Origin of the sequence: Pseudomonas corrugata, assembly GCF_001269905.1 — a bacterium.
Taxonomy (GTDB): Bacteria; Pseudomonadota; Gammaproteobacteria; order Pseudomonadales; family Pseudomonadaceae; genus Aquipseudomonas; species Aquipseudomonas corrugata.
The window spans coordinates 448,750-464,275 of the sequence record NZ_LHVK01000009.1 but is presented as its reverse complement, the minus strand read 5'-3'; the positions used below and the strand labels follow the sequence as shown (position 1 = coordinate 464,275).

Below are 15,526 nucleotides of genomic sequence, written 5' to 3'. Positions count from 1 at the left end.
TCCCCTTTCACGAGCGCTCCGCCATCCCCTGTGGGAACGAGCATTTGTGGGAGCAAGGCTTGCCCGCGATGCATACGCCTCGGTTTATCTTGCTACCGAGGCGTATGCATCGCGGGCAAGCCTTACTCCCACAGGGCTCGCTCACACAGGGATTTCCAGTGTCCGGAAGGTCTCAGATATTGGCCCGCAGCACCGTCTCCGGCAACGCCTCGCCGCGCTCCGCGCTCGCCGCCACGGCGTCCATCAGCCCATCCAATTCATACCCCTGGGCCTTGAGCCACGCCGGGTCGTAATACGTCGTGGCATAACGCTCGCCGCCGTCGCACAGGATCGCCACGATCGACCCCGACTCACCAGCCTCCACCATCCGCTTCGCGGCGATCAGCGCACCGATCAGGTTGGTGCCGCTGGACCCGCCGACCCGTCGTCCCAATCGCTGGGCCAGGTAATGCATCGCCGCCAGTGACAAGGCGTCCGGTACCTTGACCATCGCATCAATGACTTTGGGCAGGAACGACGCCTCGACCCGTGGCCGGCCGATACCTTCGATCCGCGAGCCGCACTCCAGGCGCAGGCTGGCATCGCCGCTGCGGTAGTAGTCGAAGAACACCGAACGCTCTGCGTCGGCACACAATACGCGGGTACCGTGTTGCCGATAGCGTACATAACGGCCCAGGGTCGCGGTGGTCCCCCCGGTACCTGGGCTGGAAATCAGCCAGCTCGGCTCCGGGTGCTGCTCGAAGCGCATCTGCTGGAAGATCGACTCGGCAATGTTGTTATTGGCCCGCCAGTCCGTGGCGCGTTCGGCGTAGGTGAACTGGTCGATGAAGTGCCCGTCATGCTCACGGGCAAGACGCTCGGACTCGGCATAGATCTGCGTAGGATCGTCCACCAGATGGCTCTGGCCACCATAGAAAGCGATCTGTGCGATTTTTTCCCGGGACGTCGTTGCCGGCATGACCGCAATGAACGGCAGGTCCAGCAACCTGGCGAAATAGGCCTCGGAAATGGCCGTCGAGCCACTGGAAGCCTCGATCACCGGGGCGCCGGGCTTGAGCCAGCCATTACACAGTGCATAGAGAAACAGCGAACGCGCCAGTCGGTGCTTGAGACTGCCGGTGGGATGACTGGACTCATCCTTGAAGTACAACTCGATGCCCGGAAAACCCGGCAGTGGCAGCGGAATCAGATGCGTATCGGCGCTGCGCTGGAAATCAGCCTCAATGATGCGAATCGCTTCGCGTGCCCACTGACGGTGGTCGTTCATATGTTTTCTCGCAGGAATAGGTCCAACGCAGGGAAAGTCTGGCGGTCTGGACCGGATATGGGAAAAACCAGTCACAAGCTTAGGAAAAAACCGACATCGCGCACAGGTACAGCTAAGGTCCAATATGCCCGGCAACTGCCCGACCGCCTCGACGGCTTTGTAACGTCATATAACAAAAAAGAATATAACTTTTGTTTTAACAACTAACAGCACAGGTTAGGGTGTATCCACTTTTTTGATTGACGAATGGAGAGCGATCTTGCCTCTACGTAATTCCCTGACGCGTTTTTTCCAGCTGGAGGCTGCCAGTGGCCTGCTATTGATTGCCGCCGCAGTGCTGGCCCTGGTCATCAACAACTCACCTCTTTCCTGGTTGTACGGCGGCCTGCTGGATACTCCCGTGGTGGTCCAGGTCGGCGCGTTGAAAATCGCCAAGCCCTTGCTGCTGTGGATCAACGATGGCCTGATGGCAATGTTCTTCCTGCTTATCGGCCTGGAAGTCAAACGTGAAGTGCTCGATGGACAATTGTCGAAGCCTTCGCAAATCGTCCTGCCGGGGGCAGCGGCGATTGGCGGCATGGTGGTGCCCGCGCTGATCTACTGGTTCCTCAATCGTGACAATCCAGCGGCCCTTTCGGGCTGGGCAATCCCGACGGCCACCGACATCGCCTTCGCCCTCGGGGTGCTGGCCTTGCTGGGCAAACGAGTGCCGGTTTCACTCAAGCTGTTCCTGATGACCCTGGCGATCATCGACGACCTGGGCGCCATTATCATCATCGCCATTTTCTACTCCGGCTCCCTGTCGACCTTGTCCCTGATGCTGGCGGCGGCATGCATTGCCATATTGGTGGCGATGAACCGGATGGGCGTGGTCAGGCTAGGCCCCTACATGATTGTTGGCCTGATTCTCTGGGTCTGCGTGCTCAAGAGCGGGGTTCATGCCACCCTGGCCGGCGTCACGTTGGCGTTCTGCATTCCGTTGCGCACGAAGAACGCCGAAACCTCGCCGCTGTTGACCCTGGAGCATGCCCTGCATCCATGGGTGGCCTACGGCATCCTGCCTCTGTTCGCTTTCGCCAATGCTGGCCTGTCCTTGAGCGGTGTCACCATCGAGAGCTTCACCCACCACGTGCCGATGGGCATCGCGGTCGGCCTGTTGCTGGGCAAGACCGTCGGCGTGTTCGGCCTGACCTGGCTAGCCGTGAAAATCGGCATCGCCAACCTGCCCCTCGGCGCCAATTGGGGTCAGATACTGGGGGTGGCGATCCTGTGCGGGATCGGTTTCACCATGAGCCTGTTCGTCGGTTCCCTGGCCTTCGAGCCCGGCGTCAGCGAGTATGCCGGCATGGACCGGATGGGCATCCTCACGGGGTCGATCCTCGCGGCACTGCTGGGCTACGCAGTGGCCGCGGCGGCCAGCCGCAAGCCTTCCGCACTGTCCTCCTGATACGCCCGCGCAAGAAGGGATCGCTGTATAGCGATCCCTTCTTCTCGAAGCAAACGCTATCCCTCTGTGGGAGCGAGCCTGCTCACGATAGCGTCGGCACATCCAGCATCTATTCAAACTGTCCCACCGCTATCGCGAGCAGGCTCGCTCCCACAGGGGAACACGTACACTCAAACTTCCGGTCCGCTGTAAGACCGCCTTGCTTTGGCTTTGCACAAAAAAACGGCGCCCTTCCCAATGGAAGAAGCGCCGTTTTTCTTGAGCAAACATAAAAACCAGAGAAACGCTTACCCAATCAGCTTAGTGCGATACGCGACTCGTCCCACCCACAGTGGAAATACGAACCCGCTCACCCACTCGGAAGACTTCGTTTTCCTGAACCTGTTGCACGTATGCGCGCATGCTGCCGTCGTCTTCGCGAACGGTGATTTCCACACCCTGGGTACGGGTCAGGCCTTCTTCGGTCGCGGAGCCGATCAGGCCGCCAGCCACGGCACCGATAACGGCTGCGACGATACTGCCACGGCCGCCACCGATGGCGCTGCCGCCTACACCACCCACCACCGCACCGGCGGCACCGCCGATCGGGGTCTTGGTGCCTTCGATCTTGACCGGACGCAGGGATTCGATAGTCCCCATGCGAATGGTCTGCACGCGACGCGCTTCGTCACGGGAGTAAGAGTCACCGGTCAGGCTCGACTGACAGCCAGTGAGCAACATCGCCATCGTGGAAAAGGAAGCAACCAGCAAAACAGACTTACGCATAGGATCAAACTCCAAAAGACAGGGAACTATTAAACTCCGCAGCTTGACGCCTGTCACGGCCCGGCCGGGATAAAATTGTTTTCATTCAGGCGGGATACAGGCGCACCCGAAAAATTAACCCAACAGTAGCGTCAATTTCCGAAACCTGCGTCATCAGCCCAAGGATTTTGCATGGATTATTTCATCATCGTCGCGACCACCGTTGCCGGCCTGTATTTTCACTGGTGGTTATACGTGCGGATCAAACACTGGGTGGACCGCGATCTGGCGCTGTCATTGGCGGGGCAGGATGAGCAGAAGAAAACCTACATGCTGCAACAACTGGCCCGCTCCCGAGAACAAGGGATCAAGCGTCGGGACCTGCCGCAATGGCTTCAAGCCGCTGCGACAGGCTATGCCGATGCTAAGGCGCCAGACGCTCGCGAGTCCAGTCCGCCCCTTGCAGACGGTAATTGAGGCGATCATGCAGGCGACTCGGGCGGCCCTGCCAGAATTCGATGCGCTCGGGCAGTAAACGATACCCCCCCCAATGCTCCGGACAGTGGGGCTGGCTATCACTGAAGCGTTGTTCGGTGGCCTTGAGCAAGTTTTCCAGCTCACCACGACCGTCAATCACTCGGCTCTGGGGTGAAGCCCAGGCGCCGAGGCGACTGCCCAGGGGCCGAACCTGGTAATAGGCGTCCGACTCCTGTGCCGAGACCTTGACCACCTTGCCCTCGATGCGCACCTGACGCTCCAGGGTCGGCCAGAAAAATGTCATGGCCGCGAACGGATTCGCGGCCAGTTGCTGGCCCTTGTCGCTGTCGTAGTTGGTGAAGAATGTGAAGCCTTGGCTATCCAGGCCCTTGAGCAACAGGATCCGGCAGTGAGGACGGCCATCGGCGTCCACCGTGGCCAGGGTCATGGCATTGGCCTCCACCGGGGCCTGTTCGGTTTTCACCGCTTCGGCGAACCATTGATGGAACAGCGCAAATGGCTCGGTCGGAGCTTGTGCCTCGGTCAGGCCATCGCGGGTGTAGTCGCGGCGCATATCAGCCAGCGTTTGGGTCATGGCGCACTCCTTGTGGTTCGCCTATCACTGCTTGGGGGTATCGGCTGCCGCGACTTTCTTGGCATCGGTGGCGGCCTTGGCCGGCTCAGGCTTCTTCGCCGGGGTGGCCTTCTTGGCCGGTGCTTTCTTCGCTGGAGCCTTGGCGACTGCTTTCTTGGCCGGCGCTTTTTTAGTGGCCGGGACTGCGGCTTTACGGGTCGCAGGCGTCGGGACAGCGGGTTTCACATCCTGGGCAGCCACCAGCGTGAGCGGTGCCGGGGCCGGCATGTTGTATTTGCCGAGCAGCGCGACCAAGGTGTTCTGTGGCGTCACCAGCAATTCCACGCGACGGTTCAAGGCGCGACCTTCAACGCTGTCGTTGGCTGCACGCGGCTCTACCGAACCCATGCCCCGCAGCATCAGGCGATCACGTTGCAGACCACTGAGACGGAAAATAGCCGCCACGGACTGGGCACGCTCCTGGCTGAGCTTCAGGTTCGCCGGCGCAGCGCCCGAGGTGTCGGCGTGGCCAAGAATCAGTACGGCGGACTTCGGGTCGGCTTCCAGGACCTTCGCCACGCGAGTGAACGGGCCAAGGGTCACCGGCAGCAGCATGGCCGGGCGATCCGGGTTGAAAGACCCGTCCACCGGGGCCGTGACCACCAGGACGTTGTCGCGACGTTCCAGCTGGAGCTTGCTGCCCTCGATGGCAGTGCGCAGCTTTGGTTCATAGTCATCGAGCCAGGCCTGGGTGACTTTCGGATCGGGCAACGGCGCCGCCTTGACGGCTTGCTGATCCTTGCCGCCGAACGGCCACCACCATTTCCCACCACTCTGCGTTTCGGCCTGGGCCACAGGCGCCGGTACCTTCGTTTCAGGCTTGGTTTCAACCTTGACCGGGGCTTTTTCTGCAGCTTCGCTGGCGACATCATCGGAGGAGAACGGCCACCACCAGTGGCTGACGCTCTCGGCCTTGGCCTGTGGCGCGACGGACGTCGGTTTCAAGGGAGCCACTGGCACCACTTCTTTGACCGCTGCCTGGTCGGAAGAGCCGAACGGCCACCAGCCGCTGCCGCCCTTGGCATCATTTTGTGGGGTTTGCGCGCAACCGGTAATAGCGAAGCATAGCGCCAGGGCGATGGATTTATTCGATAACATTGGATATCCACAAAATGATGTAAATGAAAAATACAGGACCCTGTCCTGGACACATAAACAGACGCTTTGAAACCAAAAAGGACACCAGGTTCCGGCGCGCCCCCTTTCAAGAACGTTTTACAGACAAGTGGCAAGTACCCTTGCCAGATTCTGCGCGCGCGGATCCATCAATACGTAAGGTCCAAGCGTGTTCGTCACGAAGCCGAACGCCACGTCATGTTCCGGATCGGCAAACCCTATGGAACCGCCTGCCCCCGGATGGCCGAATGCCCTCGGGCCCAAGCCGTAGGTGGCGTTCGGTACATCCGGCTGGTCCAGCATGCAACCCAGGCCGAAACGGGTCTGGGTCAGCAACGTCTTGTCTTCGCCAAAGCTGTGCTGGCGGGTCAGTTCATCGAGCATTTCACCTTCCAGCAGGCTGCCATCCAGCAGAGCGGCGTAGAACCCGGCAATGCTGCGGGCATTGCCGTGACCGTTTGCGGCCGGTTGCTGCATGCGTCGCCACTCGGGCTTGTTGGTGCTGGTCAGGACCGACGGCGGATTGGTGAAGGCCCGGGTGGTCATGGCGGTGGGTTCGCGCATTGTCACCTGAAGCAGGCGTTGCGCCGCTGCATCGCCGACGTTGCCTTTGCCGCGGGCGATATGAGCCACGCGGTGGAACTCCTGGTCCGCAAGGCCGACGTGGAAATCCAGGCCCAGCGGTTTGGCCACCCGTGCCACGATGGACTCTCCCGGTCCTCGACCGTCAGCCCTGCGCAACAGTTCGCCGACCAGCCAGCCGTAGGTGATCGCGGCATAACCATGGCCATCCCCCGGCGTCCACCAAGGCGTTTCGGCAGCCAGGGCGTTGACCATCTTGCCCCAGTCATACAGGGCTTCGGGCGCCAGCAATTCACGCAACGCCGGTAATCCGGCCTGATGGCAGAGTAATTGGCGCAGGGTAATGGATTGCTTGCCTGCCGCAGCAAATTCGGGCCAGTACCGGGCGACCGGGGCGTCCAGTTGCAACTTGCCTTCGGCAACCAGCTGCAGGGCAGTGACGGCGGTGAAGGTCTTGGTGCAGGAAAACAGATTGGCGATGGTATCGCTGTGCCAGGCTTCATGACCGTCCTTGTCAGCCGTACCGGCCCACAGATCGATCACCGTCCGGCCGCCGACCTGGATGCACAGCGCCGCACCGCGCTCCTGGGGATCATCGAACAGTGCTGCGAACGCTTCGCGTACCGCCTCGAACTGAAGCTCATAATGGCCTTGAATCTGCACCCGCAACTCCTTTGAAACAAAGACTTTCTCAAGTGTCCGCATTGTTTCAGCCATTGGTGGTTTTGGAAACTACCAATGGGACAGCTGGCTGGTTGACGCTGCCTGATTTATCCCTGCTGAATTACGTTCGTAGGAGCTGTCGAGCGCAGCGAGGCTGCGATCTTTCCCCTGACACTTGAGTCCCAAGCGAAAGATCAAAAAATCGCAGGCTCCGCCAGCTCCTACAGAGCCTGGCATGAATCCCCTCGCCATGGGACCGTGCCGTCGATATCAGGAAATCTCCCGCCGAAACGGCGGCAACGCATTGAGGATCGCCTTGCCGTAGCGTTGGGTCACCAGTCTACGGTCAAGTAAGGTGATGGTGCCGCGGTCTTCTTCGGTACGCAGCAAACGACCGCAGGCCTGGACCAGCTTCAGCGAGGCATCCGGCACGGATATCTCCATGAACGGGTTACCGCCCCGGGCTTCGATCCACTCGGCCAATGCCGCTTCCACCGGGTCATCCGGGACCGAGAACGGGATCTTGGCGATCACCACGTGCTCGCAATACGCACCGGGCAGGTCAACCCCTTCGGCAAAGCTCGCCAGGCCGAACAGCACGCTGGAATCTCCGCCATCGACCCGCGCCTTGTGCTTGTTCAGGGTCTCCTGCTTCGACAGGTTGCCCTGAATGAACACTTGCTTGCGCCAGTCACGGTCGAGACCGTCGAATACGTCCTGCATTTGCTTGCGCGAGGAAAACAGCACCAGGGTGCCCCGCGAACCCTCTACCAGTTCCGGCAGGTCACGGATGATCGCGGCGGTGTGCGCGGCGGCATCCCGTGGATCGGCCTTCAGGTCCGGTACCCGCAACACACCGGCGTCGGCGTGATGGAACGGGCTCGGGACCACGGCGGTCACGGCGGCTTTCGGCAGGCCGGCACGCATGCGGAAGCGATCGAACGTGCCCAGGGCGGTCAGCGTTGCGGACGTCACCAGGGCCCCATAGGCCACGTTCCACAGATTGCGACGCAACATGTCCGCCGCCAGGATCGGGCTGGCGTTGACCTCGATATCGAACAGTGAACCGCTTTCGGCCAGGGTCAGCCAGCGCGCCATCGGCGGGTTGTCCTCCGGGTCTTCAGTAGTGAAGGCTGTCCACAGCTCCCAGTTACCCTGGGAGCGGGACAACAGGCTGCCGAACAGCGGGTACCATTCCTCGGCCTGGTTGCTGGCGATGCCGATATTGACCTCGCCGTCCATCCCTTCCTTGAGCAGGTCGGTCAGACGGGTGAACAGATCGGTCAGGCGGGCAAAACCCTTCTTCAACTCGATGCCCATTTCACGCATGTGCTCGGGGATGACGCCCCCGACAAAACGATGGCGTGGCCGCTCGCGGCCCTCGACGTCTTCACCCGGCTTGAAGTCGGCCACCTGCTCACAGGCGGTGAACATGAACTGCTGGTTGGTCTTGATCTCGCGGGCCAGCTCCGGCACTTGCTCGATGAACTTGCCCAGGTCACCAGGCAGCGGATGCTGGGCCAGCAGCTTGGTGAGGTTCTTGGCGGTGGTTTCCAGCCAGTCGGCGGTAGAACGCAACCGGGTGTAATGGGCAAAGTGCCCGATGGCCTTGTCCGGCAGGTGGTGGCCTTCGTCGAATACGTAGATCGTATCGCGCGGGTCCGGCAGCACCGCGCCACCGCCCAAGGCCAGGTCGGCCAACACCATGTCGTGGTTGGTGACGATGACGTCGACCTTACCCATGCCTTCGCGGGCCTTGTAGAACGCGCACTGGCCGAAGTTCGGGCAATGGCGGTTGGTGCACTGGCTGTGGTCGGTGGTCAGGCGAGCCCAATCGGCATCTTCCAGGGTGGTGGGCCAGCTGTCGCGGTCGCCGTCCCACTTATTGCCGGCCAGTTTTTCGATCATGCTGGTAAACAGCTTCTGACTGGCTTCATCGACTTCGATCTTGAAGCCTTCTTCCTCGAACAACTGGGCCGTGGCGGTCTGCGCCTGGCCTTCCTGCAGCAGCATGTCGAGCTTGGACAGGCACATGTAGCGCCCCCGCCCCTTGGCCAGTGCAAAGCTGAAATTCAATCCGCTGTTGCGCATCAGGTCCGGCAGGTCCTTGAAAACGATCTGCTCCTGCAGCGCGATGGTGGCCGTGGCGATGACCAGGCGCTTGCCGGCGGCCTTGGCCGTGGGAATCGCCGCCAGGCTGTAGGCAACGGTCTTGCCGGTACCGGTACCGGCCTCCACCGCCACGACGGCGGGATCACCACCGCGTCGGCCCTCGTCGTCGGTGGCGATGTCACCCAGGACTTTCGCCACCTCGGCGATCATCAGGCGCTGGCCGTAACGGGGCTTGAGGCTCTTGGCTTCGAGAAAACGCGAATAGGCGCCCTGGATCGTGGTTTTGAGTTCGGTGCTGATCATGAATGGTCGGGCGCTGGAAACGCTGGATAAATTTTCAGTGGTTCGGTTCGGCGGCTATCATACCCCGCTAATGAATCCTGCGCAGAACGGAGTAACTCAATGACACCCTTTGCCTTCATCTACACCCTGCATTTGCTGGCGGCCCTGGTCTGGGTTGGCGGCATGTTTTTCGCCTGGATGATCCTGCGCCCCGCCGCAATGACGGCGCTTGAGGGCCCTGCCCGGCTGAAACTGTGGGTAGAAGTGTTTCAACGTTTTTTCATCTGGGTCTGGGTGGCGGTGGTGCTTTTGCCGATCAGCGGCGTAGGACTGATTCATGTGCGCTTCGCCGGTTTCGAAACGGCACCACGTTACGTACAGGTGATGATGGGGCTGTATGTGGTGATGGCAGCCCTGTTCATCCGTATCCAGAGCTTGCAATTGCCGGCATTGCGCAACGCCGTGACGGCGCAGGACTGGCCGACGGCTGCGTCGGTGCTGGGAAAAATCCGCAAGCTGGTGGGGGGCAACTTGCTGATCGGATTGCTGGTGGTGGCGATTGGCGCGGCCCGGCCGATGTTCTGAAGACTGCGTACAGCCCCTGTGGGAGCGAGCCTGCTTGCGATTGTGTCCGGTCAGTTAGCCCTGATGTGACTGATGGATTGCTATCGCGAGCAGGCTCGCTCCCACAGGGTTTATTTCCTGGACTTAGAATCGTTGCACGGTCACTGTGCCCGCCGCTCCGGCAGGTCCAGGCTGGCCAGCGGCTCCGGGGCGGCCACTTTTACCGCCGTCGGCGGTGTAGACGAAACATCCCTTGGCCTTGCCGCCGGCGCCAGGCTTGCCGCCGGGCCCCGCCGCGCCACCGACGCCGCCATCGACCACAACCTTGATCCGCTCGGCGGGGTAATCACGAGGCAGTTCGAGGCGCACCAGTGCACCGGCCGCGCCTGGCTGGCCATCGCTGCCATTGCTGCCGTCGGCACCGCGCCCGGCAGCCCCCCAGGTACAACCCGGAGCCTGCCCGTTGGCACCGTCGAGGCCCACGTAGCCTGGCGCACCCGTACCGCCACGGGCATCCACCGACAGCGCCGGGGCATTCAACGCATTGAAACGCAGGTTGAGATCGCGTCCCGGCCGCGCAGCCTTCGTATAGGTGCCCGGCGCGCCGCGGGAAGTGATCTGGCTGCCATCAGCCAGTTCCGCCTGGGTAACGCTCATCGCCAGCGGCTGTTGCGCAGGCACGATAGCGATCCGCGCCTCGCGCCCCAGGTGCAATTGACCAATGGACAATTGAGTGACGTTCGACGGCACCAGCAACGTGCCGTAATCGGCGACGTCCAGCCGCTCCAGGGTCAAGGTAGTGGCTGTATTGGGCAGGCGCATCAACGAGTGGGTTTCCACCTGGAGCACTTGAGCACTCGCCCATGGGCACACGAATGCAGCGAGCAGACACAATTTACGCATGAGAGGCCTCTGCGGCAGTCGGGAGGGTTTGCAGATGAAAGATGCCGAACAGCAGCACTCTGAGGCGTTCACGACCGGGAGAGAGCAAGCCGCGAAAACGGGCCCTGAACAGCAGCAGCTCAAGCAAATGGACCGCCAACAGCAACGCCCCGGCCAGGTTGACCAGCACATGCAGCGGATGGACGAACGGCACGACCAGATTGACCAGCACCACCAGCCAGAACAACAGGGTCAACAAGCGCCCCAGCCCCCACAACACCTTCATACGCCCCCCAGTGAACATTATTCTTTGCACGCACAGTAACGGCTTGCGCGCTGGTTAAGCCAGAGGGCGGAGCAAATTTAATCCATGTGACAAAGCCTGCAGATATTGGCTGGAAAGCTTGTCGTGGCGAGGGAGCCCCCACCACAACAAGCTCCCCGCCACAGGGGTCAGCGGTTTATCTTGATTTCAGTGCGACGGTTCATGGCGCGTCCATCGGCGGTTTTGTTGTCGGCCACCGGCTGACTCTCACCGGCACCAGCCACCGAGACGAAACTGGCACGAGGCACGCCGCTTTCAACCAGGTACTGCACCACTGAATTGGCCCGTTTTTCCGACAGTCGCTGGTTGTAGGCATTGCTGCCAACACTGTCGGTATGACCGGTCACCCGAAGCTGGGCCGTGGACGATTCCTGTTTCAGACGGGTCGCGACACCACTCAGTACCTCTTTGTCGGCCGGCGTCAACGTGGACTTGTTGAATTCGAAATGCACATCGCGAACCACGATGGTTTCCTCTTTGACGACAACCGGCTCCTCTGCCATTGGCGCCGGGGCCGGCGGCGGGCAGCCATCTGCGTCGACTTGCACACCCTTCGGTGTGCCCGGGCACTTGTCGCGGCTGTCCGGCACACCATCGCCGTCTTCGTCACCGTCTCCGTGCACCCAGCAATAGGCGGCCGCCATGGTGCCGAGAAACAGCGCGCCGCCGCCGGCCCAGGAGGTGCTTTCAGTGGCGCCCAATCCCGCGCCGACCACGCCACCGGCGGCCGCACAGGTCGGCCAGTCGGTTTTTTGCAAACCTGCGCAACCAGTCAACACACCGGTTAGCAGAACCAGGGGTAACGCTGTCCGAACTATGCTCATTGGGTTTCTCCTTGAGGGATCGGCTTTGCACCGATTCAGGGGAGTAAAGACCCGAGTGAGGATCTGCGCCAGCACCGCGCTATCGCGGATTTTGCCCAGTGTTTGCGACTGTTCGGCACGTTTTAGTGCAAACCGCTCTAGGCCACGTTGTCCAGGCAGGCTATCGTGGCGGTTCTGATCGAGGAATTTCAATGACCGTTGCCATTTCATCGCGCACCCCCCAGCAAGCACTGGCTGCCGTGCTTGACCGTTACGCTCCGCGAAAACTGCTGCTGATCGGCGCCAGCAGCTTTCCTGCCCTCGAGGCGTTCCGGCAGGCGCATCCCGATACCGAAGTGGTCCAGGTCGCTCCCGGCCCGCTGCCGGTGGACGTCGCCGGACAGCGCTTCGACCTGGCCCTGGCACTCGATTGCCTGGAACATGTGCCCAAGCGCGACGGTCTGAACCTGCTGGGTGGCATCCGTAATCTCAACGCCAGCCGCATCGTCGTGCTGGCGGACCTCGCTGCCTGCGGCTGGCAGGAAACGGACTTCTTTTCCCTGGCCCTGCAAGCCAGCGAACGGTTCCAGCGCGAGGAACAGGTGCTGACCTTGTTTACCTACGATCTGCTTGAATACAAACAAGTCCCCGATTGGCTCAATTCACGTTTTTGGGCCAACCCCGAAAACTTCGGAAAATATTGGTGGTAGCTGTGAACACAAGCCTGCACGCAACCATTTGTCCCTGCGGCAGTGGCAACCTGTTGAATGCCTGCTGCGGCCATTACCATGACGGCCACCCGGCCCCCTGCGCCGAAGCCCTGATGCGTTCGCGCTACAGTGCCTATGTACTGGGGCTGGTGGATTACCTGGTGAGCACCACCCTGCCCGCCCAGCAGGAGGGGCTCGATCGCCTGTCCATCAGTGAGTGGAGCAGCAAAAGCACCTGGCTGGGACTGGATGTGGAAAGCAGCGAGGTGTTCGGTGGACAACCGGAACATGCCTTTGTCACCTTCACCGCGCGTTGGCATGACGGCCAGGGAGAACACAGCCACCGTGAACAGTCGTCGTTCGTGCAAAACGATGGGCGCTGGTACTTCATCGACCCGACCGTGCCGGTCAGGGCCGGGCGCAACGACAGTTGTCCATGCGGCAGCGGGCACAAATTCAAGAAGTGCTGTGCGGGTTACTTCGCTCGCTGATTTCGGAAACGTCCGACGCTTGCCCCTTTGTCAGCGGGCTAGACTGAAAGCAGAGGCGCGGACATGACCCTTTCATTACATATGCTACGCATCACCTGCCTGCTGCTGTTCATTGGGCTTGACGGCTGTGCGTCCTGGCAAACCGACGAGGCCTCTGAGCCCCAGGTGCATCTGGTCAGGGTCGAAGTGGTGCGGGCCCGGCTGCTGGAGCAGCGGTTCATGCTGCATCTGCGAGTCGACAACCCTGGCGACAGCGACCTGACCGTGCGCGGCCTGACCTACCGGATCCATCTGGGCGACCTGCTGCTGACCGAAGGTGAGCATGAGCACTGGTTCACCGTCCCTCCCGGGCAAAGTGGCTTCTTCAAGATACCGATCCGCACCAACCTGTGGCCGCAGGTGCGAGACGTGGTGAAACTGCTCGAGAAACCCCGCCAGCAGATCCCCTATCGTCTGGAAGGTGAGTTGGAAACCGGATTATTCATCGCCCACTACGTGCACCTGAAGCGCAATGGCGTGATAATCGCCGCCGATTTTACTGCGGAGTAACCCCGATGACCCAGCAACCCCACGTTCACGGTCCTGATTGCAACCACGATCACGACCATCACCACGATCATGACCACGGCCACGTCCATGGTCCGAATTGCGGCCATGCCCATCAGGAGCCAGTGCGCAATGCCTTGAAGGATGTCGGCCGCAACGACCCTTGCCCATGCGGCAATGGCAAGAAGTTCAAGAAGTGCCACGGGGCTTGATGACCGGGGCGGAGCCTGGCTTCGCCGGTTGAGTCATCAGCAGGCTCGCTCCCACAGGGTGACCTGCGATATTCAGCGTGGGAGCGGGCTTGCTCGCGAAGAGCCATCACATTCGGCACATATGTTGGCCGGCAAACCGCTTTCGCGAGCAAGCCCGCTCCCACGCGATCAGCCCGCCGCCAGAATCCGCTTCGCACTGACCACCGTCGCATACTCGCCATGCAAGTTGCCCAGGGACATGGCGTGCACCTCATCGGCCGAACGGGCCCGCCCGAAATAATCGGCCTTGTCGAAAGTGAAACAGGCGTCCTCGGCCACCCAGGTATCGAAGCCCAGGTTACCTGCCGTACGCGCCGTGGATTCCACCGAGTTGTTCGTCGCCACACCGACGATGACCAATTGTCCGATCCCCGCCCGGCGCAAGTCAGCCTCCAGGTGAGTGGCGCAGAACGCATCCGGTACGTCCTTGTGGATCAACCATTCCCCTTCCTGCGGTTCGAACCGCTCCTGGACTTCCACCCCTTGTTGCCCTGGCCAGAACACCGAATCCGGCGAACGGGACAGATGATGGACATGAATCACCGTCCGCGCCGAATCTCGCCAGAAGGCCAACAGTTCGAGCATGCGCTGCTCAGCCTCGGGGTTGTTGCGAGAACCGAGCCTGGGATGCAGGATGCCTTTCTGTTGATCGATGAGGATCAACGCTGCATTTTTCTCTAGTTCCATGTCTATCACTCCGTTCCGGCTTTCGCTTACCCGGTCATTGAATTTTCCACACTGGAGCATCACCTCTTACTACAGGCAAGCCTTCGGACAAAAGAAAACGACACCCGTCGTCGTTTGTTGTCCATCCATTACGCTGTCTCATCTGGAGCCCTCCATGATCGACCTGTATTACTGGACCACCCCCAACGGCCATAAAATCTCGTTATTCCTGGAGGAAGCCGGCCTGCCCTACAAGGTACATCCGGTCAACATCGGCCAGGGCGAGCAGTTCAAACCGGATTTCCTGAAGATCGCCCCCAACAACCGCATTCCGGCCATTGTCGATCATGAACCCGCCGACGGTGGCGAGCCGATCTCGCTGTTCGAGTCGGGCGCGATCCTGCTGTATCTGGCGGAAAAGACTGGCCATTTCATTCCACAGGACCTGCGCGGGCGACGGGAAGTCCTGCAATGGCTGTTCTGGCAGATGGGCGGCCTGGGGCCGATGGCCGGGCAGAACCATCACTTCAGCCGGTTCGCGCCGGAAAAGATCCCCTACGCGATCAAGCGCTACGTCGACGAAACCGCTCGCCTGTATGGCGTGCTGGATCGACGCCTGGCGGACCGTGATTTTGTGGCGGGCAGCGAATACAGCATTGCCGACATGGCGATCTACCCCTGGACGGTGTCCCATCAATGGCAAAGCCAGCGCCTGGAGGACTTCCCGAACCTGCAGCGCTGGTTCAATCGCATCAAGGAGCGCCCGGCCACGGTGAGGGCCTATGCGCTGTTGGATAAGATCAATCCACCGAAGCCCTGAGCAACCTGTGGCGAGGGGATTTATCCCCTCGCCACAGATAACCAGGCGTACCGTCGCACGGAGTTTCATCGCCAAACTCACAAATAACCCCCGCCCCCGCTTGCGCGGCCCCCTCCTGCTCACTAACGTAGCGCCTTTATTTGC

18 protein-coding genes are annotated in these 15,526 nt (G+C 61.0%); 8 read left to right on the top strand and 10 right to left on the bottom strand.

The genetic code is table 11. The annotated features are described in order from the left end of the window. Nucleotides 1-172: 172 nt before the first annotated feature. A complete protein-coding gene (locus AD665_RS16200) occupies nt 173-1,267 on the bottom strand; it encodes a PLP-dependent cysteine synthase family protein (RefSeq protein ID WP_024776356.1) in 1,095 nt (364 codons plus the stop codon). Between the two features lie 259 nt (nt 1,268-1,526). Between AD665_RS16200 and nhaA the strand changes: the two genes are divergently transcribed. Then, nucleotides 1,527-2,714, top strand: a complete 1,188-nt coding sequence (nhaA, locus tag AD665_RS16195) for a Na+/H+ antiporter NhaA (protein WP_024776355.1) — start codon at nt 1,527-1,529, stop codon at nt 2,712-2,714. 300 nt (nt 2,715-3,014) lie between these two features. Here nhaA and AD665_RS16190 read toward each other — a convergent pair whose 3' ends face one another. After that, on the bottom strand, nt 3,015-3,479 hold the full coding sequence (locus AD665_RS16190; RefSeq protein WP_024776354.1) for an outer membrane lipoprotein: 465 nt from the start codon (nt 3,477-3,479) through the stop codon (nt 3,015-3,017). Between the two features lie 171 nt (nt 3,480-3,650). Here AD665_RS16190 and AD665_RS16185 point away from each other — a divergent pair, with 171 nt between their 5' ends. Then, nucleotides 3,651-3,935 carry a hypothetical protein gene (locus tag AD665_RS16185; protein ID WP_024776353.1) on the top strand — a complete coding sequence of 95 codons (285 nt, stop codon included), beginning with the start codon at nt 3,651-3,653 and terminating at the stop codon, nt 3,933-3,935. Here AD665_RS16185 and pdxH read toward each other — a convergent pair. From pdxH to dinG, 4 genes are all read right to left on the bottom strand, one after another. Further along, nucleotides 3,883-4,530 (bottom strand): pyridoxamine 5'-phosphate oxidase, encoded by a 648-nt coding sequence (gene pdxH / locus AD665_RS16180; RefSeq protein ID WP_053192794.1) that lies wholly within the window; start codon nt 4,528-4,530, stop codon nt 3,883-3,885. The two genes, AD665_RS16185 and pdxH, sit on opposite strands and share 53 nt — an antisense overlap. Before the next feature lie 24 nt (nt 4,531-4,554). Beyond that, nucleotides 4,555-5,667 carry an OmpA family protein gene (locus AD665_RS16175; RefSeq protein ID WP_053192793.1) on the bottom strand — a complete coding sequence of 371 codons (1,113 nt, stop codon included), beginning with the start codon at nt 5,665-5,667 and terminating at the stop codon, nt 4,555-4,557. 117 nt (nt 5,668-5,784) lie between these two features. Then, complete coding sequence (locus AD665_RS16170; protein ID WP_053192792.1) at nt 5,785-6,930, bottom strand: serine hydrolase domain-containing protein; 1,146 nt, start codon at nt 6,928-6,930, stop codon at nt 5,785-5,787. Between the two features lie 270 nt (nt 6,931-7,200). Next, the gene (gene dinG, locus AD665_RS16165) at nt 7,201-9,345 is read right to left on the bottom strand and encodes an ATP-dependent DNA helicase DinG (RefSeq protein WP_053192791.1); all 2,145 of its coding nucleotides are present in this window, start codon (nt 9,343-9,345) and stop codon (nt 7,201-7,203) included. 99 nt (nt 9,346-9,444) lie between these two features. On the opposite strand from dinG, the gene AD665_RS16160 reads away from it, so the two are divergent. Further along, complete coding sequence (locus AD665_RS16160; RefSeq protein ID WP_053192790.1) at nt 9,445-9,909, top strand: CopD family protein; 465 nt, start codon at nt 9,445-9,447, stop codon at nt 9,907-9,909. A 123-nt stretch (nt 9,910-10,032) separates the two neighbouring features. On the opposite strand, the gene AD665_RS16155 is transcribed toward AD665_RS16160, so the two are convergent. The 3 genes from AD665_RS16155 to AD665_RS16145 all read right to left on the bottom strand — a co-directional run bounded on the left by AD665_RS16155 (nt 10,033) and on the right by AD665_RS16145 (nt 11,919). Continuing rightward, nucleotides 10,033-10,791, bottom strand: coding sequence for a hypothetical protein (locus tag AD665_RS16155; protein WP_024776347.1), 759 nt, complete (start codon nt 10,789-10,791; stop codon nt 10,033-10,035). Beyond that, entirely contained in the window at nt 10,784-11,056 is a 273-nt protein-coding gene (locus AD665_RS16150; RefSeq protein WP_053192789.1) for a DUF1145 domain-containing protein, read from the bottom strand. Before AD665_RS16150 ends, AD665_RS16155 begins: the two co-directional genes overlap by 8 nt. Before the next feature lie 167 nt (nt 11,057-11,223). Beyond that, nucleotides 11,224-11,919, bottom strand: a complete 696-nt coding sequence (locus tag AD665_RS16145; protein ID WP_024776345.1) for a PA1041 family peptidoglycan-binding anchor lipoprotein — start codon at nt 11,917-11,919, stop codon at nt 11,224-11,226. A gap of 191 nt (nt 11,920-12,110) precedes the next feature. Between AD665_RS16145 and AD665_RS16140 the strand changes: the two genes are divergently transcribed. The 4 genes from AD665_RS16140 (at nt 12,111) to AD665_RS16125 (ending at nt 13,857) form a co-directional block, all read left to right on the top strand. Then, the gene (locus AD665_RS16140; RefSeq protein ID WP_024776344.1) at nt 12,111-12,608 is read left to right on the top strand and encodes a DUF6231 family protein; all 498 of its coding nucleotides are present in this window, start codon (nt 12,111-12,113) and stop codon (nt 12,606-12,608) included. A gap of 14 nt (nt 12,609-12,622) precedes the next feature. Then, entirely contained in the window at nt 12,623-13,099 is a 477-nt protein-coding gene (locus AD665_RS16135; protein ID WP_024776343.1) for a YchJ family protein, read from the top strand. Nucleotides 13,100-13,180: 81 nt separating this feature from the next. Next, nucleotides 13,181-13,648 (top strand): LEA/WHy family protein, encoded by a 468-nt coding sequence (locus AD665_RS16130; RefSeq protein ID WP_392397210.1) that lies wholly within the window; start codon nt 13,181-13,183, stop codon nt 13,646-13,648. 5 nt (nt 13,649-13,653) lie between these two features. Then, on the top strand, nt 13,654-13,857 hold the full coding sequence (locus AD665_RS16125; RefSeq protein ID WP_003198420.1) for an SEC-C metal-binding domain-containing protein: 204 nt from the start codon (nt 13,654-13,656) through the stop codon (nt 13,855-13,857). 168 nt (nt 13,858-14,025) lie between these two features. On the opposite strand, the gene AD665_RS16120 is transcribed toward AD665_RS16125, so the two are convergent. Next, nucleotides 14,026-14,583, bottom strand: coding sequence for a cysteine hydrolase family protein (locus tag AD665_RS16120; protein WP_053192788.1), 558 nt, complete (start codon nt 14,581-14,583; stop codon nt 14,026-14,028). A gap of 154 nt (nt 14,584-14,737) precedes the next feature. Between AD665_RS16120 and AD665_RS16115 the strand changes: the two genes are divergently transcribed. After that, complete coding sequence (locus tag AD665_RS16115; RefSeq protein WP_053192786.1) at nt 14,738-15,382, top strand: glutathione binding-like protein; 645 nt, start codon at nt 14,738-14,740, stop codon at nt 15,380-15,382. The last annotated feature ends 144 nt before the right edge of the window (nt 15,383-15,526 follow it).